Origin of the sequence: Nonomuraea mangrovi (assembly GCF_042681425.1) — a bacterium.
Classification (GTDB): domain Bacteria; phylum Actinomycetota; class Actinomycetes; order Streptosporangiales; family Streptosporangiaceae; genus Nonomuraea; species Nonomuraea mangrovi.
This window is the reverse complement of sequence record NZ_JBHUFV010000047.1, coordinates 479,734-501,369: the sequence shown is the minus strand read 5'-3', so window position 1 is coordinate 501,369 and position 21,636 is coordinate 479,734. Positions and strand designations below refer to the sequence as shown.

At 70.1% G+C, this 21,636-nt stretch carries 21 protein-coding genes; 13 read left to right on the top strand and 8 right to left on the bottom strand.

Annotated elements, in window-relative coordinates:
- The first annotated feature begins 97 nt into the window (after positions 1-97).
- Together ACFSKW_RS32400 and ACFSKW_RS32395 are read left to right on the top strand one after the other, a co-directional pair.
- A complete protein-coding gene (locus tag ACFSKW_RS32400) occupies positions 98-445 on the top strand; it encodes a YciI family protein (RefSeq protein WP_379576275.1) in 348 nt (115 codons plus the stop codon).
- Positions 446-510: 65 nt separating this feature from the next.
- Complete coding sequence (locus tag ACFSKW_RS32395) at positions 511-1,671, top strand: RNA polymerase sigma factor (protein WP_379576274.1); 1,161 nt, start codon at positions 511-513, stop codon at positions 1,669-1,671.
- 40 nt (positions 1,672-1,711) lie between these two features.
- On the opposite strand, the gene ACFSKW_RS32390 is transcribed toward ACFSKW_RS32395, so the two are convergent.
- Complete coding sequence (locus ACFSKW_RS32390) at positions 1,712-2,830, bottom strand: trypsin-like serine peptidase (RefSeq protein WP_379576273.1); 1,119 nt, start codon at positions 2,828-2,830, stop codon at positions 1,712-1,714.
- A 276-nt stretch (positions 2,831-3,106) separates the two neighbouring features.
- Between ACFSKW_RS32390 and ACFSKW_RS32385 the strand changes: the two genes are divergently transcribed.
- The 4 genes from ACFSKW_RS32385 (at position 3,107) to ACFSKW_RS32370 (ending at position 7,367) form a co-directional block, all read left to right on the top strand.
- Positions 3,107-4,540, top strand: coding sequence for an acetyl-CoA synthetase (locus ACFSKW_RS32385; RefSeq protein ID WP_379576272.1), 1,434 nt, complete (start codon positions 3,107-3,109; stop codon positions 4,538-4,540).
- 55 nt (positions 4,541-4,595) lie between these two features.
- On the top strand, positions 4,596-5,483 hold the full coding sequence (locus ACFSKW_RS32380) for a hypothetical protein (RefSeq protein ID WP_379576271.1): 888 nt from the start codon (positions 4,596-4,598) through the stop codon (positions 5,481-5,483).
- A gap of 9 nt (positions 5,484-5,492) precedes the next feature.
- On the top strand, positions 5,493-6,449 hold the full coding sequence (locus tag ACFSKW_RS32375; protein WP_379576270.1) for a zinc-binding dehydrogenase: 957 nt from the start codon (positions 5,493-5,495) through the stop codon (positions 6,447-6,449).
- Between the two features lie 78 nt (positions 6,450-6,527).
- Positions 6,528-7,367, top strand: a complete 840-nt coding sequence (locus ACFSKW_RS32370) for an oxygenase MpaB family protein (protein WP_379576269.1) — start codon at positions 6,528-6,530, stop codon at positions 7,365-7,367.
- Here ACFSKW_RS32370 and ACFSKW_RS32365 read toward each other — a convergent pair.
- The 3 genes from ACFSKW_RS32365 to ACFSKW_RS32355 form a co-directional block, all read right to left on the bottom strand.
- Positions 7,356-8,111: a PadR family transcriptional regulator gene (locus ACFSKW_RS32365; RefSeq protein WP_379576268.1), complete on the bottom strand. Its 756-nt coding sequence runs from the start codon at positions 8,109-8,111 to the stop codon at positions 7,356-7,358. The genes ACFSKW_RS32370 and ACFSKW_RS32365 overlap by 12 nt on opposite strands.
- A complete protein-coding gene (locus ACFSKW_RS32360) occupies positions 8,108-8,908 on the bottom strand; it encodes a DUF4097 family beta strand repeat-containing protein (protein ID WP_379576267.1) in 801 nt (266 codons plus the stop codon). The genes ACFSKW_RS32365 and ACFSKW_RS32360 overlap by 4 nt, the downstream gene beginning before the upstream one ends.
- 101 nt (positions 8,909-9,009) lie before the next feature.
- On the bottom strand, positions 9,010-9,189 hold the full coding sequence (locus ACFSKW_RS32355) for a DUF6104 family protein (RefSeq protein WP_379576335.1): 180 nt from the start codon (positions 9,187-9,189) through the stop codon (positions 9,010-9,012).
- A 158-nt stretch (positions 9,190-9,347) separates the two neighbouring features.
- On the opposite strand from ACFSKW_RS32355, the gene ACFSKW_RS32350 reads away from it, so the two are divergent.
- The 3 genes from ACFSKW_RS32350 to ACFSKW_RS32340 are packed head-to-tail and all read left to right on the top strand — an operon-like array spanning position 9,348 to position 11,830.
- Complete coding sequence (locus tag ACFSKW_RS32350; RefSeq protein ID WP_379576266.1) at positions 9,348-9,932, top strand: RNA polymerase sigma factor; 585 nt, start codon at positions 9,348-9,350, stop codon at positions 9,930-9,932.
- Positions 9,925-11,007 carry a CU044_5270 family protein gene (locus tag ACFSKW_RS32345; protein ID WP_379576265.1) on the top strand — a complete coding sequence of 361 codons (1,083 nt, stop codon included), beginning with the start codon at positions 9,925-9,927 and terminating at the stop codon, positions 11,005-11,007. The genes ACFSKW_RS32350 and ACFSKW_RS32345 overlap by 8 nt, the downstream gene beginning before the upstream one ends.
- A gap of 19 nt (positions 11,008-11,026) precedes the next feature.
- Positions 11,027-11,830, top strand: a complete 804-nt coding sequence (locus ACFSKW_RS32340) for a hypothetical protein (protein WP_379576264.1) — start codon at positions 11,027-11,029, stop codon at positions 11,828-11,830.
- A 69-nt stretch (positions 11,831-11,899) separates the two neighbouring features.
- On the opposite strand, the gene ACFSKW_RS32335 is transcribed toward ACFSKW_RS32340, so the two are convergent.
- Positions 11,900-15,541 carry a multifunctional oxoglutarate decarboxylase/oxoglutarate dehydrogenase thiamine pyrophosphate-binding subunit/dihydrolipoyllysine-residue succinyltransferase subunit gene (locus ACFSKW_RS32335; RefSeq protein WP_379576263.1) on the bottom strand — a complete coding sequence of 1,214 codons (3,642 nt, stop codon included), beginning with the start codon at positions 15,539-15,541 and terminating at the stop codon, positions 11,900-11,902.
- Positions 15,542-15,745: 204 nt separating this feature from the next.
- Positions 15,746-16,390: a B3/B4 domain-containing protein gene (locus tag ACFSKW_RS32330; RefSeq protein WP_379576262.1), complete on the bottom strand. Its 645-nt coding sequence runs from the start codon at positions 16,388-16,390 to the stop codon at positions 15,746-15,748.
- A gap of 25 nt (positions 16,391-16,415) precedes the next feature.
- Between ACFSKW_RS32330 and ACFSKW_RS32325 the strand changes: the two genes are divergently transcribed.
- From ACFSKW_RS32325 to ACFSKW_RS32315, 3 genes are read left to right on the top strand one after another with little or no spacing between them, the layout of a single operon-like run.
- Positions 16,416-16,814, top strand: coding sequence for a hypothetical protein (locus tag ACFSKW_RS32325; protein ID WP_379576261.1), 399 nt, complete (start codon positions 16,416-16,418; stop codon positions 16,812-16,814).
- 38 nt (positions 16,815-16,852) lie between these two features.
- The gene (locus ACFSKW_RS32320) at positions 16,853-17,407 is read left to right on the top strand and encodes a helix-turn-helix domain-containing protein (protein ID WP_379576260.1); all 555 of its coding nucleotides are present in this window, start codon (positions 16,853-16,855) and stop codon (positions 17,405-17,407) included.
- Positions 17,404-18,768 carry an MFS transporter gene (locus tag ACFSKW_RS32315; RefSeq protein WP_379576259.1) on the top strand — a complete coding sequence of 455 codons (1,365 nt, stop codon included), beginning with the start codon at positions 17,404-17,406 and terminating at the stop codon, positions 18,766-18,768. The genes ACFSKW_RS32320 and ACFSKW_RS32315 overlap by 4 nt, the downstream gene beginning before the upstream one ends.
- Here the strand turns inward: ACFSKW_RS32315 and ACFSKW_RS32310 are convergent.
- Together ACFSKW_RS32310 and ACFSKW_RS32305 are read right to left on the bottom strand one after the other, a co-directional pair.
- Positions 18,718-19,323 carry a response regulator transcription factor gene (locus tag ACFSKW_RS32310; protein ID WP_379576258.1) on the bottom strand — a complete coding sequence of 202 codons (606 nt, stop codon included), beginning with the start codon at positions 19,321-19,323 and terminating at the stop codon, positions 18,718-18,720. The two genes, ACFSKW_RS32315 and ACFSKW_RS32310, sit on opposite strands and share 51 nt — an antisense overlap.
- Positions 19,320-20,435 carry a sensor histidine kinase gene (locus ACFSKW_RS32305; protein ID WP_379576257.1) on the bottom strand — a complete coding sequence of 372 codons (1,116 nt, stop codon included), beginning with the start codon at positions 20,433-20,435 and terminating at the stop codon, positions 19,320-19,322. Before ACFSKW_RS32305 ends, ACFSKW_RS32310 begins: the two co-directional genes overlap by 4 nt.
- 93 nt (positions 20,436-20,528) lie before the next feature.
- Between ACFSKW_RS32305 and ACFSKW_RS32300 the strand changes: the two genes are divergently transcribed.
- On the top strand, positions 20,529-21,587 hold the full coding sequence (locus ACFSKW_RS32300) for an MBL fold metallo-hydrolase (RefSeq protein ID WP_379576256.1): 1,059 nt from the start codon (positions 20,529-20,531) through the stop codon (positions 21,585-21,587).
- The last annotated feature ends 49 nt before the right edge of the window (positions 21,588-21,636 follow it).

Genomic DNA, 21,636 nt, shown 5'->3' with positions numbered 1-21,636 from the left:
CGTTGTCCGCCTGCCCGACGAGCAGCAGCCCTGCGAGCCGACGGCCCGCGCTCGGACGGCCCGCGCTCGGCATGTCTCGACATGTAGCGTCGAATTCATGAAGTACATGTTGATGATCTACACGAACGCCTCCGCAGCGCAGGCCGTCAGCGAGAACATCGACCAGGCCATGGCGACGGTGGAGGACCTCATGGCCGAGCTCACCGCCGCGGGCGAGTGGGTGGGCGGCGAGGCGCTCGCCGACCCGGCCGGCTCGCGGACGATCACGCTGAAGAACGGCGTGCCGGCTGTCACCGACGGGCCCTTCCTGGAGTCGAAGGAGTACCTCGCGGGCTACTGCGTCATCGACTGCGCCTCGCCCGAGCGGGCGCTCGAGGTGGCCATGCGCTGGCCGGACGTGGCCTACGGCGGCGCGATCGAGCTGCGTCCCGTCTTCGAGGAATGACGCGGGCATGAGGGAAGAACTGCTGAGAGAGCCGGCGCCGCAGGTGCTCGGTGAATGACGCGGGCATGAGGGAAGAGCTGCTGAGGGAGCTGGCGCCGCAGGTGCTCGGCGTGCTCGTGCGGCGTTACGGCCGGTTCGACGCGTGCGAGGACGCGGTGCAGGAGGCGCTGCTCGCGGCGGCGACGCAGTGGCCGAAGGACGGCGTGCCGGACAATCCGAAGGCCTGGCTGGTCACGGTCGCCTCCCGCCGGATGATCGACGAGATCCGCAGTGAGGAGGCGCGGCGGCGCAGGGAGGTGGAGCAGGCCTACGAGGAGCCGCCGGAGGTCTCCGACCAGGACGACACGCTGACGCTGCTGTTCATGTGCTGCCATCCCGCGCTGACGCCCGCCTCTCAGATCTCGCTGACGCTGCGCGCGGTCGGGGGTCTGTCGACCGCGGAGATCGCAGGGGCCTTCCTGGTGCCCGAGTCGACGATGGCCCAGCGGATCAGCAGGGCGAAGGCGACGATCAAGAAGTCCGGCGCCACCTTCGAGCTGACGCCCAACCGGCTCGACGTGGTCATGCACGTGCTCTATCTGATCTTCAACGAGGGTTACACCGCCACCTCGGGGCCCGACCTGCATCGCGCCGACCTCACCGGTGAGGCGATCAGGCTGGCCAGGACCGTGCGCCGGCTGCTGCCGGACGACGGCGAGGTGGCGGGGCTGCTGGCGCTCATGCTGCTTACCGACGCCCGTCGCGCGGCGCGCACGAGCGTGGACGGCGCGCTGATCACGCTGGACGAGCAGGACAGGAGCCTGTGGGACAAGGATCTGATCGGCGAGGGCGTCGAGCTGGTGACGGCGGCGCTGTCGCGGGGGCCGCTGGGGCCGTACCAGCTCCAGGCGGCGATCGCCGCCGTGCACACCGAGGAGGGGGAGACCGACTGGCCGCAGATCGTGGCGCTGTACGAGCTGCTGGCGCGGGTGGCGCCGGGGCCGATGGTGACGCTCAACCGGGCGGTGGCGGTGGCGATGGCGCGGGGGCCGCGCGAGGGTCTGGCCCTGCTCGACACCATCGAGGGGCTCGACGGGCATCACCGGCTGCATGCCGTACGGGGGCATCTGCTGGAGATGGCGGGGGAGGAGCGGGCCGCGCGCGAGTCGTACGCCAGGGCGGCGGCACTGACGGCCAGCGTGCCGGAGCGGCGCTACCTGGAGGAAAAGGGGAGGCCCCGGCCCTGAGAAGGACCGGGACCCCGGTGGCAGGTGCTGCCCTCGATGTCTAGCCGGGCTGGTTGCCGCTCCAGCGGTTGGCGGCGGCCTTGTACACCTTGTAGGTGTCGCCGTTGAAGTACGGCGAGGAGATGCGGTCGTAGCGGTCGTTGCCGTCGGTGTCCCAGGCGACGCTGTTGACACCGATGAGGTAGCCGGTCCTGCTGGAGTTCTTGTAGTTGTACAGGAACGGTCCTCCGCTGGCGCCGGCGGTGAAGGAGCACTTGAAGCCGATGTGCTCCTCGATGCGGAACTTCGGCGCGGGCGGCATGGCGGCCGTCGTGCCGTAGCACCACTTCATGGTCTTGCCGGTGAAGGGCTTGTCACCGTCGGGGTGCTCGCCTGCCGGGTAGCCGAAGGAGAACACGGTGGCCTTGGTGCTGCGGTTCCAGGTGAAGCCCTGACCGCCGACGTTGTCGCCGAGCCTGCCGACGTTCTTCTTGACGACGTGCCAGACGCCCTTGCTGTCCTTCTCCCACTGCGGCTTGAAGCCGTTGTAGACGTTGACGAAGGAGTAGTCGTAGTCGTAGTCCTCCTTCACGACGAAGTCGTCGTGAGCGTTGAACGTCTTGGCGGCGTAAATGCCGTAGGGGGTTTTGCCGTCCCACTTGTTGTTGCCGTCCCAGTACGACGGGATGAACACCCAGTTGTCGTAGAAGACGTTGTGCTTGACGTCGTAGACACAGTGGGCCGACGTGGCGACGAGGTTGCGGTACTTGCCCTGCACCGAGGTGCCTGAGCAGTACTTCCAACTCCTGCTGTCGTTCTCGTTGGCGCCGGGCAGCGTGAAGAAGATGCGGCCGACCGTGTTCGGCAGGTTGACCTGCTTGGTCTTGGTGGCCTTGGCCTTCTCCTGGCCGATCGGCGGGACGGATCCGGGCGGGCCGTCAGGGGTGGAGTTGGTGCCCTTCGCGCCCCTCACGTCCATGGACAGGTCGTCGTTGATGTCGGTGGCCGCGCGGAGCTTGTCCGGCGTCCAGAACGCGATGGCGCTGGCTGCTGAGGTGGCCGCGTCCTTGGAGACGACATCGCTGGGGGCCGCGGCCTCGGCCGCGGTCGCGCTGATCAGACCCGCGGCCATTCCGATGGCCGCGACGCCGACCGTGAGGCGCCTTGCTCGGGAAAACATGGAGCTCCTTCCGGTTCTCGGCGGCCCAGAGCGGGGAACGGTGCCCCGGTGGGCCAGGAAAACGTTGAGGACGCTACTGAATGGCGCAAGGCGTGAACCAGGAAACGACGCGAAAAAGTCTGGGACGGTTCCATTCCGTTATTGAAATAACCAATTCGCATGTATTCAAGAATGGTATTTCCGCAGGTGGACGACGGTGTCGAATATCGCTGGCAACACCATTAACAAATGTCCCAGCCTTTACATACCGAACATTGCTCTGGTTATATCGGCGTTATGGATCCACGCACCCCCTGCCTCGTCGGAGCCGCCCAGCTCACCGTTCGCGACCAACCGGGACCCGAGCCGCTGCTGCTGTGGGAGACGGTCGCGCGGCAGGCGCTGGCCGAGGCGCGGCTGGGCGGCGCCCGCCTCGACTCCGTCCAGATCGTCTACACCGACTCGTGGCAGTACGACGACCCCGTGGCGCGCCTGGCCGAGCGGCTCGGCGCCGCTCCGCGGCACAGGGCCTACTCCAGGGTCGGCGGTACTGCGCCGCACCTGCTCATCGGCGAGGCGGCAGGCAGGATCGCCGCGGGGGAGATGGACGCGGCGCTGGTCGTGGGCGCCGAGGCGCTGGCAACCAGGCGCGCCTACCGCAAGGCGGGCGAGCACGTGACGTGGAGCCATCCCGCCGATCCCAAGCCGCCCTACGGGTGGGAGAGGGGGCCGCACCAGGCCGAGCTGGCGCACGAGCTCTTCCTGCCCGTGCACACCTACGCGATCATGGAGACCGCCCGGCGCGAGGGAATCGCCGAGGAGCGGGCCTCACGCGGTGAGCTGTTCGCCCCGTTCACCGAGGTCGCCGCGGTCAACCCGCACGCCTGGCACCGTGCCGTGCTGTCATCCGACGAGCTCGTGACGCCGGGGCCCGGCAACCGCTTCGTCGGCTGGCCGTACACGAAGAAGACCGTCGCGGTCATGGAGGTGGATCAGGCGGCGGCGCTCGTGCTGGTCGGCACCGGGCTGGCCGACCGGCTCGGCGTGCCCCGCGACCAGCGGACCTACCTGAGAGGGTGGGCGTACGCGGAGGACACGTGGGAGGTGGCGGCCAGGCCCTCGCTCGGCTCCTCGGTCGCGCTCGGCGCGGCGGCGGGCGCGGCGTTCTCGCGGGCGGGCCTGTCCCTGGACGACATGGTCGCGCTGGACCTCTACAGCTGCTTCGCCGTCGCGCTGCGGATGGCGTGCGACGCACTCAAGCTGGACCCGCTGGATCGGAGGGGGCTGACGGTCACCGGTGGCCTGCCGTACGCGGGCGGGCCGGCCAGCGGCTACGTCCTGCACTCGACGGCGACGATGGCGGGGGTGCTGAGGGACGGCGGGCACGGCCTGGTCAGCGGGGTGGGCATGCACCTGACCAAGCACGCCTACGCCGTGTGGTCCAGCGTGCCGGGCGGGACGCGCGGCACCGCCGAGCCCGTCCACACCGCGCCGCCGGTCCCGATCGTGCCCGTCCACGAGGGCGCGGCGACGGTCGCCGGGTACACGGTCGCGCACGAGCGCGACGGGTCGCCGTCGAAGGGGCTGCTCGTGGTCGACCTGCCCGAAGGCGGGCGTGCCCACGCGTGGGTACGGCAGGCGGACCTGCTGGCCGACGCCATGGACAGGCAGCTGGTGGGCCAGGCGGTGCGCCTGACGACCGACGGGAAGGTCAACACCGCGGTCTGGTGAACGGATCACGCCCGAGGTCTTGCGTGAAGCGGCGTGAGGTCACCTGAATAAAGGTGTGCGTGACGTCATAGAGGCAGGCACTCCCAGGCGCAGGCGATGGATCGGCATCGTGGTCCTGGCCGCCGTCCTCGCCGTCCCCGCCGTCAGCCTGCTGATCAGCAGGAACCCTGGAGAGCAGCAGGCGGGCAGGGCCCCGCAGGCCGCCACGACCGGGCCGGGGACGGGCGACGGACGGGGCGAGGCGACGGGAGAGCAGGCGAGCGTACCCAACATCCTGCGCGCCGGTCCGAGGACGACCGGCGACGAGGAGACCATCGACGTGGTGTTCCCCGACGGGACGAAGGCCCGGGTCCGCTACCCCGCGGCGCTCCGGCTCGGCGACAGGGGGTCCAGGCCCTACCAGGGCGCGTGGATCAGCGGGGAGCGGGCGATGTTCCGCAAGCTCTACGCGCCCGTCGGCGGCGTGCCCCGGGGCACCACGTGGATCAGGAGCATGACCGGTGACGTCTCCCTGTGGTCCGGCCGCGACGGGCAGCTGCTGATCTTCGCTTTCGGCAGGTGGCGGATCGCGTTGCAGGACAGCCGCGACGGGCTGACCTTCGAGCAGCGCATGGAGTGGGCCAGGTCGCTCAAGGGCAAGGAGACGCGCGACGGCTATCTCGTGCTGTCGGCCAAGGACCCCGTCCACCTGTCCAAGCCGGGCGACCGGCTCGGCGGCGAGCCCGCGGGCCCCGGCCTGCTGTTCGGCGACGGGCGCAGCGAGCTGGTGTCGCTGGTGCTGACCCGTGACTGCCGGCGCAACAGCGGCATCCCGCCCGAGCTCCGGTGGAACGCCACCTACACCGACGGGGTGTGCAGGGGGGACGTGTTCGTCTCCGCGGCGGGGAAGGAGGCGTTCGTTCGGACGGCGCTGCTGGGGATCAAGGTGAAGCTCACCGAGTAGGGTGCGGCCATGTTCGCCGTTACCGCTACACAGACCGATCCCGACAACCCGCTGGCCGGGCTGACGCTCGGTGAGCATCCAGATCCGAAGGCCCCGGACGGCTGGACCACGGTGTCCGTGAAGGCCGCCGCGCTCAACCACCACGACCTGTGGACGCTCAAGGGCGTCGGCATCCGCCAGGACCGGCTGCCGATCGTGCTCGGCTGCGACGCGGCGGGCGTGGACGAGGAGGGCAACGAGGTCATCGTCCACTCCGTCATCGGCCAGGGCGCCGACGAGACGCTCGACCCCAAGCGGTCGCTGCTGTCGGAGGTCCACGACGGCACGTTCGCGGAGAAGGTGGCGGTGCCGCGCCGCAACCTGGTGCCCAAGCCGTCGGTGCTGAGCTTCGAGGAGGCCGCGTGCCTGCCGACGGCGTGGCTGACCGCCTACCGGATGCTGTTCGACAAGGCAGGGCTCCAGCCCGGCTCGACCGTGCTCGTCCAGGGCTCGGGCGGCGGGGTCGCCACCGCGGTGATCGCGCTCGGCAGGGCGGGCGGGTTCAGGGTGTGGGCCACGTCCCGCTCGGAGGAGAAGCGGCAGAGGGCGCTCGAGCTGGGAGCCGACCAGGTCTTCGAGCCGGGGGCCAGGCTGCCGGAGCGGGTCGACGCCGTGATGGAGACCGTGGGCCAGGCCACGTGGGACCACTCGCTGAAGTCGCTGCGCCCTGGGGGACGGATCGTCGTGTCGGGCGCGACCAGCGGGGCGGTGCCGCCCGCCGACCTGAACAGGGTCTTCTTCCTGCAGCTGTCGGTGGTCGGCTCGACGATGGGCACCCGCGACCAGCTCGGTCGCCTGGCGGTCTTCCTGGAGCAGACCGGCGTACGCCCGCTCATCGACAGGTCGATGCCGATGGCCGAGGCGCGTGAGGGGTTCGCCGCGATGCACGAGGGCGAGTTGTTCGGGAAGGTCGTGTTCACGCTCTGAGATAAGTGACGGGTTACTTCGCCGTCTCCCGGGTGATACAAAGGGAGAGAAGATGTATCACCCGGGAGGTCATGACCCATGGAGCCGTTCCGTCCCGGCACGATTCATTGGGACACCGCAGGCGAATACCGCAACCTCCTCGTGGCGGGCAGCGCGCTCGTCCTCCAGACGATGCACCCCGCCGTGGGCGCGGCCGTGGCCGAGCACTCCACCTACAGGCAGGACCCGTGGGGACGGCTCACCCGCACCCTGACCTCCGTCCAGAAGTGGGTGTACGGCGGCCCCGAAGCCGAGCGCGAGGGACTGCGGCTGCGGGAGATCCACTCCCGGATCAGCGGCACCGACGAGCGGGGCCGCTCCTACCACGCGCTCAACGGCGAGGCCTACGCCTGGGTGCATCTCACGCTGTTCGAGCGCTTCGTCGTGCTCAACCGCTACTTCGGCACGCCGTACTCCAGGGAGAAGGAGCGCCGGCTGTACGCCGAGTCGCGGCAGCTCGGGCGCATCCTGCGGGTGCCGGAACGGGAGGTGCCGCCGACACTGGACGACTTCTGGCCCTACTTCGACCGGATGGTCGCCGAGCGGCTCGAAGCGCATCCGACGGCGCTCGAGGTGCTGGCCACCATGCGCGGCACGCCCGCGCCACCGATGGTGCCCAGGCCGCTGCGCGGGATCTGGCGGCCCGTGGGGATGGGGTCGGGCGAGTTCAACTCCTTCGTCACCGTCGGAACCCTGCCGCCCGCCGTACGGGAGGTGCTCGGGCTCCACTGGTCGCAGAAGGACGAGCGGCGGCTGCGGCGGCTCGGGCGGGCGGTCGCGGCGCTGACGCCTCGCCTGCCCGAGCGGGTCCGCTACATGCCGATCGCCTACCGGGCCAGGCGGGCCGCGCGCGACCGGCGGGAGCTGCTATCCGCGTAGCGAGTCGCGGATCCGCTCCGCGGCCTCGTCGAGTGCCTCTCTGCAGTCCGACAGCGTCTCGCGGGTGAGGCGGCTCTCCGAGGCCTCCTCGCGCACCTTGGCGACGAAGTCGGCCAGCAGCTCGCCGAGCTCGGCGTCGAGCTCCGCCCTGTTGTCGGGCGTGGTGTCGTCGGAGGGGCCGCCGAGGTCACTCCACACCTGGGTCCAGACGCGGCGCCACTCCTTGCTCAGCCGCTCACCCTGGCTCTGCCACTGGGCGGCGTGCTCCATCCACTGGCGCTTCTGCTGCTCCTTGATCCGCAGCACGTCGGCCTTCTGCTGCTCGCGGATGCGGCGGGCCTCGTCGCGGCCGCCTCTCTTGACGTCCTTGGCCATCGCGGTCAGCTCCTCGCGGAGCGTCTTGACCGTCTCGCGGACGTCCTCCTTCACCTCGCGGGCGATGTCGCGGACCGAGTCGGTGATCTCCTGCTCGAGGTCGGCCAGCTCGTCCAGGCGGGAGTTGAGCTCGGCGCGGCCCTTGTCGGTGATCGAGAAGACCTTCTTGCCGTCGACCAACTCGTGCGTGACCAGGCCCTCCTCCTCCAGCCTGGCCAGTCGCGGGTAGATCGTGCCGGGCGAGGGGGAGTAGACGCCGAGGAAGCGGTCCTGGAGCAGCCTGATCACCTCGTAGCCGTGGCGGGGGCTCTCCTCCAGCAGCTTGAGCAGGTACAGGCGGAGCCTTCCGTGGCCGAACACCGGGCTCATTCCTTCTCCCCCTTGAGCAGCGTGACATCGGCCGAGACGGTGTTGGCCGTGAGAGAGGCCATTCCACCACCCAACCTTCCTGACAGCGACTTGGTCGCTGGACGGCCGCTCGAGCGCAGCTCATCGAAGGCCGAGTCCAGGCGCCCGGTCGTGGAGCGGATCATGACATCGCTCTCCACGTCGTACGGCAGGCGGACCAGGATGTCGCCGGAGACGCTGGTCAACGTGACGTGGCCCGTCGGGCGCAGGGCCAGGTCGGCGGTGATGCGGCCGGAGATCGTGTTGGCACGCAGCCTTCTCGGCGTGCCGCCCGCGACCGCCAGGTCGCCCGACACGCTCTTGAACGCCAGGTCGCCCTCCATCGCCCTGCTCTCGACGTCACCGGAGACTGTCTCGGCGTTGACGTCGCCGCTGACGCCGTCCAGGACGATCTCGCCGGAGACGCTGCGGACGTTGGTGCGGCGCTCGAACCCGGCGACGACGGCCGAGGCGGAGACGACGCCGACGCTGAGCGGGCAGTCCTTGGGAACGGTGATCGTCAGAGTGGTCGCGCGCTTGCCGGACCGCTTGAGCCAGCCGAGCAGGCCGTCCCACGTGAGGTCCTTGTAGGCGACGGTGAGCGTGCCGTCCTCGTCATGGGTGACGATCAGCGGCGAGGAGTCGATCTCGGCGACCTCGAGCGTCGGTGGTCCTTCGCTGGCCAGGACGGCCAGCCGTCCTGCTACCACGCGCACGTTGAGCGCGCGCACGGCGTCGAACGTGAGCTGCTGGGGGCTCTCGATCGTCCACTGTGACATGGTTCCGTCCTTCGTTCCCGACACGTCCGACACAAGACACGATATGTCGCGTTTCGCGAAACATCAAGATGTATCGCGTTTGGCGTATCGAGAACCAGGCGTCACTCGTCGTCGTCGGACTCGTGGCGCGCCAGCCACGTGGCCAGGCGCTCGATCGGCGTCTCGAAGTCGGGGTTGAGGTCGACGAACTCGCGCAGCCGCTCGCCCAGCCAGAGGATGCTGACCTCCTCCTCGCCGCGACGCTCGACGAGCTCCTCGATCCCCCGGTCGGTGAAGTACATCTCTCTCCTGTTCACTCGGTCGAGGCGGTCTCGCGACCGTGAGGTAACTCTAACGAGCGGCCACGACTGCTCTGCCTGCGCCTCCGCCCGCCATGAACCTTTTGCGCGCGGGCCGGTAAGTACAGGCGTTCGCCCCATCCCGGACCGAAAGGCACTTTATGCCCCAGCCCGCCGCGACCCTCGAGGTCGCCGACGCCGAGCTGATCCGGCGGTCGTGGCAGGAACCCGAGGCGTTCGCCGCGGTGTTCGACCGCCACGCCCCACGGCTGCACGGATATGCCGTGCGGCGGCTCGGCCCCGACGCGGCCGAGGACGTCGTCTCCGAGACGTTCCTGGCCGCCTTCCAGAACCGCCGCCGGTACGACCCGGAGTACCCCGACGCCACGCCATGGCTGTACGGCATCGCCTCCAACGTGATCGGCAAACGCCGCAGGGAGGAGATCACCCGCTACCGCGCCTACGTACGAGGCGGCGTGGACCCCATGGAGATCGCCGGTGGCCTCGTCGAGGACGGCGTGACGACGCTGACGGTGAACCGGCCGCTGGTCGCTGCGCTGGCCGGGCTGAGGTCAGGCGACCGCGACGTGCTGCTGCTGATCGCGTGGGTGGGACTGAGCTACGAGGAGGTCGCGCGGGCGCTGGCCATCCCCGTGGGGACGGTCCGCTCGCGGCTCAACAGGGCCAGGAAGAAGGCCCGGCAGGCACTGGAGGACACCGAACGGAAGGACGGCATCGATGGATGAGATGAATGAGATGGACGCGCTGCGCCGCCTGTGGGCGGGCACGCCCGACGGGTCGGCGGCGGACCTCGCCGGCTCCCGCGCCCTCATGGAGCGCGCCTATGTGAAGGACCGGCAGGAGGACCGGCGTGCGCGGGGGCCGCGCCGGATCCTCCGCAGCGCGGTCAGGATGCCTGGCCCCCTGTTCAAGGGCATGGCCGCCGTCACCGTCGCGGCCGCCGTCGTCGTGGCGACCCAACTCGTCCCCGGTGCGGTGCCCCCCGCGAGCGCCCAGGAACTGCTCGCGAGGGCGGCCGACGCCGCGTCGGAACAGACCGAGCTGAAGCTGAGGCCGGGGCAGTACCTCCATGTCAGGTCGGTGGCCGCACGGCACATGACGGTCGGGCGCAAGGACGGCACCGGCGTCGACCACCTGGCTATCAAGGTCGCCGAGGACACCTGGGAGCCCGCGGAGCCGGGTAAGCCGTGGCTTGTCAGGGAGGAGCCCAAGGGCGTCGCCCCCTATCCGGGCAGCAGGCCTGTTCCCTCCGTACCGGGAATGGCGGGCGTCGACGAGAGCGTCTACGAGTCCTCCTGCGACAAGACCCCCGGCGACGAGCTCTCCTACCTGCGGCTCGGCGAGTGGCCCACCGACGTGGCCGCGCTGCGCGCCAGGATCGAGAAGGTCGCCGCGCAGCAGGAAGAGCCAGGACACCTGCGGCTGTGGCTGACGATCAGCGACCTGATCAAGAAGTCGGCCGCCAGGCCCAGCCTGGCCGCGCCCCTGTTCGAGGTGGCGTCGAGCCTGGAGGGCATCACGCTCGTCCCCGACGTCACCGACGCCGCGGGCAGGCCCGGCATGGCCGTCGGCATGGCCGAGGACGAGACCATGCGCTCCGAGCTGGTCTTCGACAAGGAGACCTACCGCTACCTCGGCATCCGCTACGTCGTCACCAAGGACAGGACAGAGAACCCGGGCGGCCGCGCGTACGTCGTGCCCAGGGGCACCGCCACCGGCACCGCCCTGCTCGGGGTCGAGGCGGCCGACGCGATGCCCGAGCCGTCACCTCAGGCTTCCCGACTCCGGATTCCCTGCTAGGTAAGGAAGAACACGCACCATGTTGTTGATCAACGCCCTGCTGGTGGCGGCCGTCGCCGTCACCCCCTCACCCGAGTACGACACCGCCCACGCCAACGCGGTCAAGCTGGAGCAGGCCCAGCTCTCCTGCATGAAGGCGGCGGGCCTGGAGTACCGGCCCGACGACATCGAGAAGGCCACCAGGAGCGACGCCGACCGCAGGGCTCTCAACGGCGACTACGCCGCCATGCGCGCCAAGCGGGCCAAGGAGGGCTTCGGCGTCTGGTCGTGGCACGTCTACCCCGAGAGCCACGAAGGAAGGGACCACCCGAACAACAAGATCGTCCTGGCGCTGCCAGAGAAGGAGCACAAGGCCTACAGGGCCGCCCAGGACAAGTGCTTCGTCGAGTCGGTCAAGACCGTCCTCGGCAAGGACGTCGACTCGTGGGAGGACTACGCCGCACAGCACGACGCCACCTACGACAAGCTGGCCGACACCGAGCTGAACGGCTCGGCGAACCTGGTCAAGCTGGGCAAGTCCTTCGCCACCTGCCTCAAGGTCACCCCCGCCAAGCCGACGGACCTGGCCGAGCGAGGGCGCAAGGTCTTCCTCGACGAGCGCACGGAGGTCGCTCGTCAGCAGGGCGTGCGCGCGCCGGCCAACGCCAAGATCATGTTCCCGAGCATGACGCCCGCGCAGGCAAGGCCGTACCTGAAGAAGGAGGTCAAGGCCGCGCTCGAAGACCTGGCCTGCGGTAAGGACTTCTACGCCGCCTACGCGCCCCAGGCGTGGAAGCTCCAGCAGAAGGTCTACGCGGAGTACGGCCTGCCCTTCGCCTGGTAGACCCCCGGCACCCTCCGGGAAGCCGAACGCCCCGGCCTGTCACACAGGCCGGGGCGTTTCGGTGTCACGTCAGCCGAACAGCGCGTGCTGGATCTCCTCCAGCTCCCTGTCGTGAGCGGCGTGGGAGCCGGTCGCGGGGGAGCTGTTGGGCGTGCGGGAGACCCTGCGCAGGCGGCGACCGCCGAACAGGTCGGGGTTCTCCGCCAGCTTCAGCGTGAGGTACGGCCACGGCCCCATGTTGACCGGCTCGTCCTGCGCCCAGACCAGCTCCACGGTGGGGCTGTAGCGGGCGAGCTCGGCGTTGAGCTCGTCCTCGGGGAACGGGTAGAGCCGCTCGATGCGGACGATCGCCGTGTTGTCGGCGGCGGGCGACTTCTCGCGGGCCGCGGCGAGGTCGTAGTAGACCTTGCCGGAGCACAGCACGACCTTGGTGACCTTGCCGGGGTCGACCGTGGTGTCGCCGATGACCGGCTGGAAGGTGCCGGAGGTGAACTCGGCGGCGCTCGAGGTCGCCTTCTTGTGCCGCAGCAGCGACTTGGGCGTGAAGACGACCAGCGGCTTGTGCCTGCCCGACTCGACCTGCCAGCGCAGCAGGTGGAAGTAGTTGGCAGGGGTGGTCGGCTGCACGACGGTCATGTTGTCGAGCGCGCAGACCTGCAGGAAGCGCTCGATGCGGGCCGAGGAGTGGTCGGGGCCCTGACCCTCGTAGCCGTGCGGCAGCAGCAGCACGACGCCGGACTTCTGGCCCCACTTCTGCTCACCGGAGGAGATGAACTCGTCGATGATCGTCTGGGCGCCGTTGACGAAGTCGCCGAACTGCGCCTCCCACGCGACGAGCGCGTCCGGCCTGACCACGCTGTAGCCGTACTCGAAGCCCAGCGCCGCGTACTCGCTCAGCAGCGAGTCGTAGACGTAGAACTTCGTCGTGCCCTGGTTGAAGGTCTTGAGCGGCGTGTGGTCCTCGCCGGTGAGCCGGTCGACCAGCACGGCGTGGCGCTGGACGAACGTGCCGCGGCGGGAGTCCTGGCCGACCAGCCGGACGGGGTGACCGTCGATGAGCAGCGAGCCGAAGGCGATGGTCTCGCCCATGGCCCAGTCGATGCTGTCCTGCTCCACCATCTGGCCGCGGCGCTGGATGATCGGCGCCAGACGCGGGTGAGGGGTGAAGCCCTCGGGCAGGTTGAGCTGGGTGTCGACCACGCGCTTCAGCGTCTCGTCGGAGATCGCCGTCGGCGTGTCGGCGTGGGACCACTTGACGACCTCGGTGGCGCGCACCTGGAGCTCGCCGGAGTCGGTCGGGTGCTTGGCCGCCTCGCGGACCTCGGTGAAGGCCTGCTCCAGCTTCGCCTGGTAGTCGCGCAGCGCCGACTCGGCCTCCTCGACCGTGATGTCGCCGCGGCCGATCAGCGCCTCGGTGTAGAGCTTCCTGGTCGAACGCTTGGCGTCGATGATGTCGTACATCAGCGGCTGCGTGTAGGCCGGGTTGTCGCCCTCGTTGTGGCCGCGGCGGCGGTAGCAGACCATGTCGATGACGACGTCCTTGCGGAAGGTCTGGCGGTACTCGTAGGCCAGCCTGCCGACGCGGACGACCGCCTCGGGGTCGTCGCCGTTGACGTGGAAGATCGGCGCCTGGATCATCCGCGCCACGTCCGTCGCGTAGACGCTGCTGCGCGAGGAGGCGGGCGAGGTGGTGAAGCCGACCTGGTTGTTGACCACGATGTGCACGGTTCCGCCGGTGCGGTAGCCGCGCAGCTGCGACAGGTTGAGCGTCTCGGCCACCACGCCCTGGCCCGCGAAGGCGGCGTCGCCGTGGACGAGCACGGGCAGGACCGAGAAGCCCTCCTCGCCGCGCTCCAGCAGGTCCTGCTTGGCGCGCACGACGCCTTCGAGGACCGGGTCGACCGCCTCCAGGTGGGAGGGGTTGGCGACCACGGAGGAGACGATGGTCTTGCCGGTCGGCGCGGTGAAGGTGCCGCTGGCGCCCAGGTGGTACTTCACGTCGCCGGAGCCGTGGGCGGTGCGCGGGTCGATGTTGCCCTCGAACTCGCCGAAGATCTGGCCGTAGGACTTGCCCACGATGTTGGCCAGCACGTTGAGGCGGCCGCGGTGGGCCATGCCGATGACGACCTCGTCGAGGTTCTCGCCCGCGGCCTCGCTGATGACCGAGTCGAGCAGCGGGATGAGGGACTCGGCGCCCTCCAGGGAGAAGCGCTTCTGGCCGACGAACTTCGTCTGCAGGAAGGTCTCGAACGCCTCCGCCGTGTTGAGGCGCGCGAGCACGTGGAGCTGCTCCTCGCGGTCGGGCTTGGCGTGGGGCTTCTCCACCCGAGCCTGGATCCAGGCCCGCTCCTCCGGGTTCTGGATGTGCATGTACTCGATGCCGACGGTGCGGCAGTAGGAGTCACGCAGCACGCCGAGGATCTCGCGCAGCTTCATCAGCGGGCGGCCGCCGAAACCGCCGGTGGCGAACTCGCGCTCCAGGTCCCACAGCGTCAGGCCGTGGGACTGGATGTCGAGGTCGGGGTGCTTGCGCTGCTTGTACTCCAGTGGGTCGGTCTCGGCCATGAGGTGGCCGCGAACCCGGTAGGCGTGGATGAGCTCGATCACGCGGGCGGACTTGGCCACGTCGTCGTCGTGGGAGGCCGAGACGTCCCGCGTCCAGCGGACCGGCTCGTACGGGATCCTGAGCGCCTCGAAGATCTCGTCGTAGAAGCCGTCCTCGCCCAGCAGCAGCCGGTGGATCGTGCGCAGGAAGTCGCCCGACTGGGCGCCCTGGATGATCCGGTGGTCGTAGGTGCTGGTGAGCGTCATCACCTTGGAGACGGCCAGGCGCGAGAGCGTGTCGGGCGAGGCGCCCTGGTACTCGGCCGGGTACTCCATCGCGCCGACGCCGATGATCGTGCCCTGTCCTGGCATCAGGCGCGGCACCGAGTGGACGGTGCCGATCGTGCCGGGGTTGGTCAGCGAGATCGTGGTGCCGGCGAAGTCGTCGACGCCGAGCTTGCCCGAGCGGGCCTTGCGGACGACGTCCTCGTAGGCCATCCAGAACTGGCGGAAGTCCATGTCCTCGGTGGCCTTGATCGACGGCACGAGGAGCTGGCGCTCGCCGTTGCTCTTCTGGACGTCGATCGCCAGGCCGAAGCCGACGTGTTCGGGCTTGACCAGCGTGGGCTTGCCGTCGACCTCGGCGTAGGAGAAGTTCATCTCCGGCATGGTCTTCAGCGCCTTGACGATGGCGTAGCCGATCAGGTGCGTGAAGGAGACCTTGCCGCCGCGACCGCGCGCGAGGTGATTGTTGATCACGATGCGGTTGTCGATGAGCAGCTTGGCGGGAATGGCCCTCACGCTGGTGGCCGTCGGCACGACCAGCGAGGCGTCCATGTTCGCCGCCGTGCGGGCCGCGGCGCCGCGGAGCTTGACCTCTTCGGCGCCGGCGGGCACGGGGGTGGAGACCTTGGGCTTCTCAGTAGCGGTGGTAGTCACGGCGGCCTTAGGAGCAGCGGGGGCGGGCGCGGTCGCTGTGCCGTTCGCCGCCTCCCTGGCCGGGGTTCTGCCCGGTCCATAGTCAGGGTTGTAGTCAGCGAAGAAGTTCCACCAAGCCTTGTCTACAGACTCGGGGTCCTGGAGATACTTCTGGTACAGCTCGTCGACAAGCCATTCGTTCTGCCCAAAGCTTGCCAGCGGGTTTGTCCGCGACGACTCAGACGACACGGCGGAAATCGCCCTCTTCCGCAGATCGGCGTTGATGATAGAGAACCTGTCCAAGGCTACTCGCCTCGACCGGCAGAGTGTGCCCTTGAGGCCACACCACTCCGCCTGATCCTCTCAGGAGAGTCCGAAGTGGTCACGCCTCCCCAGTCATTCCTGGGGGTGCAGCCATTGTTACCATTCGGTATCAACGATCAGGGGGAGTTTTTACCTCCCGCTAACAATGAGCCGGGTTTCGACCCTTATGTCCGGTGTGATGCGAATCAGTAGGTCGGCCAGCTCCTCCCCGGCCTCCTTCAACTCCTCCAGCGAGAGCGGTTCGAGCCCTTCCAGGAGGAAGAGCGCGTCGGTGGTCTCCTCGGTGATCCTGGTGCGCACCACCTGCCGCCAGTTCCAGCGCCTGCAGGTGACGCCGGCGTCGTCGCGCCAGATCACCTCGCCCGCGTCGGGCGTGCCGAGCGCCTCCTCTGAGGGCTCGTCTCCCGCGGCCCGCATCAGGTGCGCCGCGCCCTGGTAGTGGCGCAGGTCCTCGCCGCCGATCGGGAGCACGTGCTTGACGCTGACGGAGTTGTAGGCGTCGACCACGAGGTTGATCTCGGGCAGGGGCAGCCGGCGGGTCAGCGCGTCGACCGAGGGCCTGGTCCGCTGCGGCTTGGCGCCGAAGGCCCGGTAGGCCTCGCGCCATGGGTCGATCTTCTCCTGCCGTACGGCATGCGACGATGCCTCCTCGAGCCACGCGCGCGAGCGGTCGTCCGCGGGACCGTTGCGCAGGCCGTACGCGGTCATGACCAGAACGGCGAAGTCGGGCCTCAGCTCGAAGATCTCAGGATCAACGCGAACGTCTTCAATCATCTCCCCAGCCTAGAAGGACCCTGGTATGAACCATCTCGTCCTCGACCTGAAGTACCACTGGGCCGTCTTCGGTCTCGCCATCTTCAAGCCCGTGGTGACGCTGAACGGCTACCCGGTCCCTGTCGCGTGGGGGCGGAACGTGATCCCCGTGGCGCCCGGCGCCCATCACCTCCACGTGCACATCCCCGGCATCCTGCCGCCCCAGGTCGGCAAGGCCGACCTCCAGGTGTGGGTGGCGCAGGGCCAGTCGCTTCCCGTGGAGTACCGCGCCCCGGTGTGGTCCTTCTCCCCGGGCGCGCTCGGTCGGGCCCCGCAGCCGTGGAACGGCCTGGTCTACCAGTTGATGCTGCTGGGCGCGCTGCTCGTTCCGCTGGCGTTCATCCTCGTCCTGCTCGGCGCGGTGCTGGTATCGATCGCAAATTAGTATTTGCAAAATACTCTTTGCGATTTAGCCTGGGCGGCATGGAAGAGGCGTTCCACATCAGCGATCCGCGCACGCTGAAGGTCGTCGCCCACCCGCTCAGGGTCAGGCTGCTCGGTCTGCTGCGCGCGGAGGGGCCCGCCACGGCCAGCGCGCTGGGGCGGAAGGTGGGAGAGAGCTCAGGCTCGACCAGCTACCACCTGCGCGAGCTGGCCAAGTACGGCTTCATCGAGGAGGACCCCTCGCCCGACGCCAGGGAACGCCGCTGGCGCGCCCGCCACCGCTACACCGAGTGGAACACCGCCGAGCTGTCGGCCACCCCTGAAGGCAGGGAAGCCGTCACGATCATGGCACTGCGCCAGATCGAGGCGATCGTCCGTTCGATGGAGGAGTTCCAGGCGGACGACTGGCCCGCGGAGTGGATCGAGGCGGCAGGCATGGGCGACGCGCTGGTCAGGCTCACTCCGGAGGGGGTGAAGGAGTACTTCGCGCGGGTCGCGGACCTGCAGCGCGAGCTCGAGGCCAGGTGCGGCGACGCCGCCTCCGCCGAGCAGGTCCACCTCGGCACCACGGCCTTTCCCAGGGGGAAGCGATGACTCCCCTGTCCGCGCGCCGCCGGTACATGCTCGTCAGCCTGCTCACCTGGCTGCCGCCCGGCCTGATGATGGCGCCGATGGTGCTGCTCATGACCGAGCGGGGGCTCAGCATCTCCCAGGTCGGTGCGGTCATGGCGGTCTACTCCGCCGTGAGCGTCGCGCTCGAGCTGCCCACGGGCGGGCTGGCCGACGTCGTGGGACGCAGGGTCGTGCTGTCGGCCTCCGCGGCCTTCACGGCAGCGGGGCTGTCGCTGATGGTCGTGGCGGACTCCTTCCTGCTCTTCGCGGTCGGCGCGGTGCTCAAGGGCGCGGCGAGGGCGCTGTCCAGCGGGCCCGCGGAGGCGTGGTACGTCGACACCCTGCACACGCTCGAAGGCCCTGACGCCGACCTCAAGCCGGGGCTGTCCAGGGGGCACGCCATGGAGTCCGTGGCGCTGTGCGGCGGCACGCTCGCCGGTGGCCTCGTGCCGCCGGTCGTGCCGGGAGGGCTGGCCGTACCGCCCGCGATGGGCGCGGGCGCGGCGGTCCTGCTGCTGGTGGTGGCGCTCTTCGCGCTGCCCGAGCCGCCGCACGCGCGGCGCGGGCTCGGCGAGGTCCTGAGGGCCGTGCCCACGACCGTGGTCACGGGGCTGCGCATGGCGCTGCTCGACGTCGTGCTGCGGCGGCTGATGCCGATCGCGGCCGTCTTCGGTGTGGCCCTGGTGGCCGTCGAACTGCTGACCCCGGTACGGCTGGCCGCGCTCACGGGAGAGGCGGAGACCGGCGCGACCGCCTACGCCTTCGTCGCCGCGATCGGCTTCGCCGCCAGCGCCCTCGGCAGCGCGCTGGCCCCGAGGATCGCCGTGCTCCTGGGCGGCTCGGCGGGTGGCTCGGGGTCCGGCACGGTGCGCGGCTCGGCGGGCGGCGCGGTGGCCGGAACGGTGGGCGGCTCGGTGGCCGGAACGGTGCGCGGCTCGGTGTGCGGCGCGGCGGCCGGCATCGTGGTGACGGCGCTGTCGCTGGCCGCGCTCGCCGCCACCGCGGGGCTGACAGGGGCGGCGGGGCTGGTGTCGGCGGGGCTCGCCTACGCGGGCATGTTCACCGGGCTGTCGATCAACGCCCTGCTGCTCTCCGAGCTGACCCACCTGCGCGTCACCGCTGCCGAGCGCGCCACCATGACGTCGGTGTCGTCCATGTCGCTCCAGGCGGGCGCGGGACTGGCCAACCTCGGGCTCGCCTCGCTCGCGCTCGGTCTCGGCACGGCCGGCGCGTGGTGGCCGGCCGCCGCGCTCGTGCTGGCCTCCGCGCTGCTCCTCGTGAGGCTGCCCGCCCTACAGCCATCCGTGCTCGCGAGCCAGCCTGACGGCCTCCGCCCGGTTTGACGTGCCGAGCTTGGTGACCGCCGCCGCCAGGTAGTTGCGGACGGTCCCGTTCGACAGATGCGTACGGCGGGCGATCACCGCCACCGGCGTGTCGAACTCCGCCAGCCGCAGCACCTCCAGCTCGCGCGGCGTGAGCGGGCACTCGGGGGCGGTCAGGGCGTCGGCTGCCAGACCGGGATCCACGTACCGGCCGCCACCGTGGACCCGCCTGATCACCTCGGCCAGCGCGCCGCCGGGCGAGCCCTTGGGCAGGAAGCCCTTCGCGCCCGCGTCGAGTGCCCGCTTGAGCAGCGGCGGCCTGCCGTGCCCTGTGAGGATCACCACCCCGCACGAGGGCAGCGCGGTGGCCAGCTCGGCGCTGACCTCGAGCCCGCCGAGCGCGGGCATCTCCAGGTCGACCACGGCCACGTCGGGGCGGTGCGACAGCGCGAGGTCGACGGCGGATCTGCCGTCCGCGGCCTGGGCGACGACCTCGAGGTCGGGTTCGAGCCCCAGCAGCGCGGCCAGGGCCGTCCTGATCAGCTCCTCGTCGTCGGCGAGCAGCACCTTGATCACAGCGTCACCTCCAGCGTGAACACGTCGCCCTCGGCCCGCGCGCGCAGCGTGCCGCCCGCCTCCGCGAGCCGGTCGCGCAGTCCGCGCAGGCCCGAGCTGTGGCGGTCGGGTGTGGAGGGCCCTGCCCCGTCGTTCGTCGCGCCGTCGTTCGTCACGGTCATGCGCACCCTGCCGGCCTCCCGCGCCATCTCGATCGTGCACCAGGCGGCCTTGCTGTGCCGCAGGACGTTCGTCGACGCCTCGCGCAGCACGACGGCGAGGTGGGCGGCGCTCTCCCGCGGCAGCTCGCCCGCCGTACCGTCGACCGTGCAGCGCACGCCGGAGGAGCGCAGCACCTGGGCGACGGCGGCGAGCTGGGCGGGCAGATCCACCTCGCGGTAGCCGTTGACGGCCGCGCGCAGGTCGGTGAGCGCGGTGGCGGCCAGACGGCGCAGGTCCGCGGCCTCCCGCGCGGCCCGCTCGGGGGAGAGCGTGATCAGCCGCTCGGCCAGCTCGGCCTTGAGCGCGATCACCGACAGGTCGTGACCGAGCAGGTCGTGCACGTCGCGCGCGAACCGCAGCCGCTCCTCCGCGGCGGCGAGCCTGGCCTGGGCGGCCCTGCCCTCGTGCGCTTCGAGCAGCAGGTTCCAGAGCCACACGTGCAGGCCGCTGACCGCGAGCGTGGAAAGGCCGAGCAGGAGCGTGATCACGACGTACAGGCGGACCTGGTCGCCCACCCACAGCGCCACCCCCGCGGAGGTGGCCGTGGCGGCCGCCATGATCGCCAGGGACGCCCATCGCCGGGTCGTCACCAGCGGCGCCGTGGCCAGCACCGCGCCGCCGATCCACGCCCATGTCTCCCACGCCGGCGCGGCCAGGGGGCCGGCCAGGGGGATGGAGGCCACGGTCGCCGCGGCGAAGAGCAGGCGCTGGACGCGCCCGCGCACGGAGGGGGTGATGGCCGCGTAGAAGAGGGCCGCCTGCGCGGCGGTGAACAGCGTGACGCCGAGCCCGCCGAGGGCCGCGCGCAGGGGGTCGGGCTCGCGTAACACGCCGATGCCGGGCATGACGAGGCTCGCCATCACGGTCATGCCCAGTGTCGCCAAGGTCGCGATCCTGGCCCAGCGCAGCACGCGCGCCATTCTAGGCCGCGACTCCAGGCGGGCCGCGCCGCCGCTTCACCCCTGGGCCGCCAAAACCGAACATGGTTCTGGAACAATGGTGAAATGTCGAAGTTTGTGGTGACGGCGGCGAACGAGGCTCAACGGGCCGCCTGGCTGGACGGAACGCTCCCCGCGGTCGAGAGGGTACGGCCCGGCCTGTGGTCGATCCCGGTGCCGATCCCTGTCAATCCGTTGCGCTACGTCCTGGTCTACGCCCTCGAACTGCCGGACGGCGTGGCGATCATCGACGCGGGCTGGAACACCGACGAGGCCTACGACGCGCTGGCCGCGGGCCTCGCCAAGGCCGGCTACGCGATCACCGACGTCAAGGCCGTGCTCGTCACCCACATCCACCCCGACCACTACGGCCTGGCAGGACGCGTCCGCGAGGCGTCGGGCGCGTGGATCGCGCTCCACCCCGCCGACGCGAGCCTGCTGAGCGACCGCTACGACGACGAGTACGTCGAGTCGCTGGTGGAGAGGGAGAAGGCGCTCCTGGTCAGGTCGGGTGTGCCGGCGCAGACGCTGGGCGAGCTGGCGGGGGCGTCCATGATGATCAGACACATGGTCACGATGGCGCGCCCCGACCGGCTGGTCGAGGACGGCGACCGGCTCGACCTGCCCGGCTGGGACCTGCGGGCGGTGTGGACGCCGGGACACTCGCCGGGGCATCTGTGCTTCGTCTCCGACGAGCGCAAGGTGCTGTTCTCCGGCGACCACGTGCTCGCCAGGATCACTCCGATCGTGGCCGTGCACCCGCAGTCGGGGCCGAACCCGCTGGCCGACTATCTCGACGCGCTGCTCGCCGTACGCAAGCTCGATGTGGAGGAGGTGCTGCCCGCGCACGAGTACCGCTTCATGGAGCTGGCCGAGCGGGTGGACTACGTGATCGGGCATCACGAGGAGCGGCTGGCGGAGATCGCGGCCGTGGTGGCCGCTCACGACGGCATCACCTGCTGGGACATCGCGACCAGGCTGACCTGGTCGCGGCCGTGGGAGACGATCCAGCCGTTCATGCGCAGGGCCGCCAACAACGAGACGCTCGCTCACCTGGCCTGGCTGGAGGCCAGGGGGCGTGTTGTATGCGTCCAGGGCGAGCCGGACGTCTGGCATTCCATGTAAATCAAGTAGGAAAAATTGACTTACCCCCTCTGGATGCGTAGCGTCGGTC

Excerpts from the sequence above, each read along its gene's own strand:
- ACFSKW_RS32400 (WP_379576275.1), top strand. The coding sequence starts at position 98 with ATGAAGTACATGTTGATGATCTACACGAACGCCTCCGCAGCGCAGGCC.
- ACFSKW_RS32395 (WP_379576274.1), top strand. The coding sequence starts at position 511 with ATGAGGGAAGAGCTGCTGAGGGAGCTGGCGCCGCAGGTGCTCGGCGTG.
- ACFSKW_RS32390 (WP_379576273.1), bottom strand. The coding sequence starts at position 2,830 with ATGTTTTCCCGAGCAAGGCGCCTCACGGTCGGCGTCGCGGCCATCGGA.
- ACFSKW_RS32385 (WP_379576272.1), top strand. The coding sequence starts at position 3,107 with ATGGATCCACGCACCCCCTGCCTCGTCGGAGCCGCCCAGCTCACCGTT.
- ACFSKW_RS32375 (WP_379576270.1), top strand. The coding sequence starts at position 5,493 with ATGTTCGCCGTTACCGCTACACAGACCGATCCCGACAACCCGCTGGCC.
- ACFSKW_RS32370 (WP_379576269.1), top strand. The coding sequence starts at position 6,528 with ATGGAGCCGTTCCGTCCCGGCACGATTCATTGGGACACCGCAGGCGAA.
- ACFSKW_RS32365 (WP_379576268.1), bottom strand. The coding sequence starts at position 8,111 with ATGAGCCCGGTGTTCGGCCACGGAAGGCTCCGCCTGTACCTGCTCAAG.
- ACFSKW_RS32360 (WP_379576267.1), bottom strand. The coding sequence starts at position 8,908 with ATGTCACAGTGGACGATCGAGAGCCCCCAGCAGCTCACGTTCGACGCC.
- ACFSKW_RS32355 (WP_379576335.1), bottom strand. The coding sequence starts at position 9,189 with ATGTACTTCACCGACCGGGGGATCGAGGAGCTCGTCGAGCGTCGCGGC.
- ACFSKW_RS32350 (WP_379576266.1), top strand. The coding sequence starts at position 9,348 with ATGCCCCAGCCCGCCGCGACCCTCGAGGTCGCCGACGCCGAGCTGATC.
- ACFSKW_RS32345 (WP_379576265.1), top strand. The coding sequence starts at position 9,925 with ATGGATGAGATGAATGAGATGGACGCGCTGCGCCGCCTGTGGGCGGGC.
- ACFSKW_RS32340 (WP_379576264.1), top strand. The coding sequence starts at position 11,027 with ATGTTGTTGATCAACGCCCTGCTGGTGGCGGCCGTCGCCGTCACCCCC.
- ACFSKW_RS32330 (WP_379576262.1), bottom strand. The coding sequence starts at position 16,390 with ATGATTGAAGACGTTCGCGTTGATCCTGAGATCTTCGAGCTGAGGCCC.
- ACFSKW_RS32325 (WP_379576261.1), top strand. The coding sequence starts at position 16,416 with ATGAACCATCTCGTCCTCGACCTGAAGTACCACTGGGCCGTCTTCGGT.
- ACFSKW_RS32320 (WP_379576260.1), top strand. The coding sequence starts at position 16,853 with ATGGAAGAGGCGTTCCACATCAGCGATCCGCGCACGCTGAAGGTCGTC.
- ACFSKW_RS32315 (WP_379576259.1), top strand. The coding sequence starts at position 17,404 with ATGACTCCCCTGTCCGCGCGCCGCCGGTACATGCTCGTCAGCCTGCTC.
- ACFSKW_RS32300 (WP_379576256.1), top strand. The coding sequence starts at position 20,529 with ATGTCGAAGTTTGTGGTGACGGCGGCGAACGAGGCTCAACGGGCCGCC.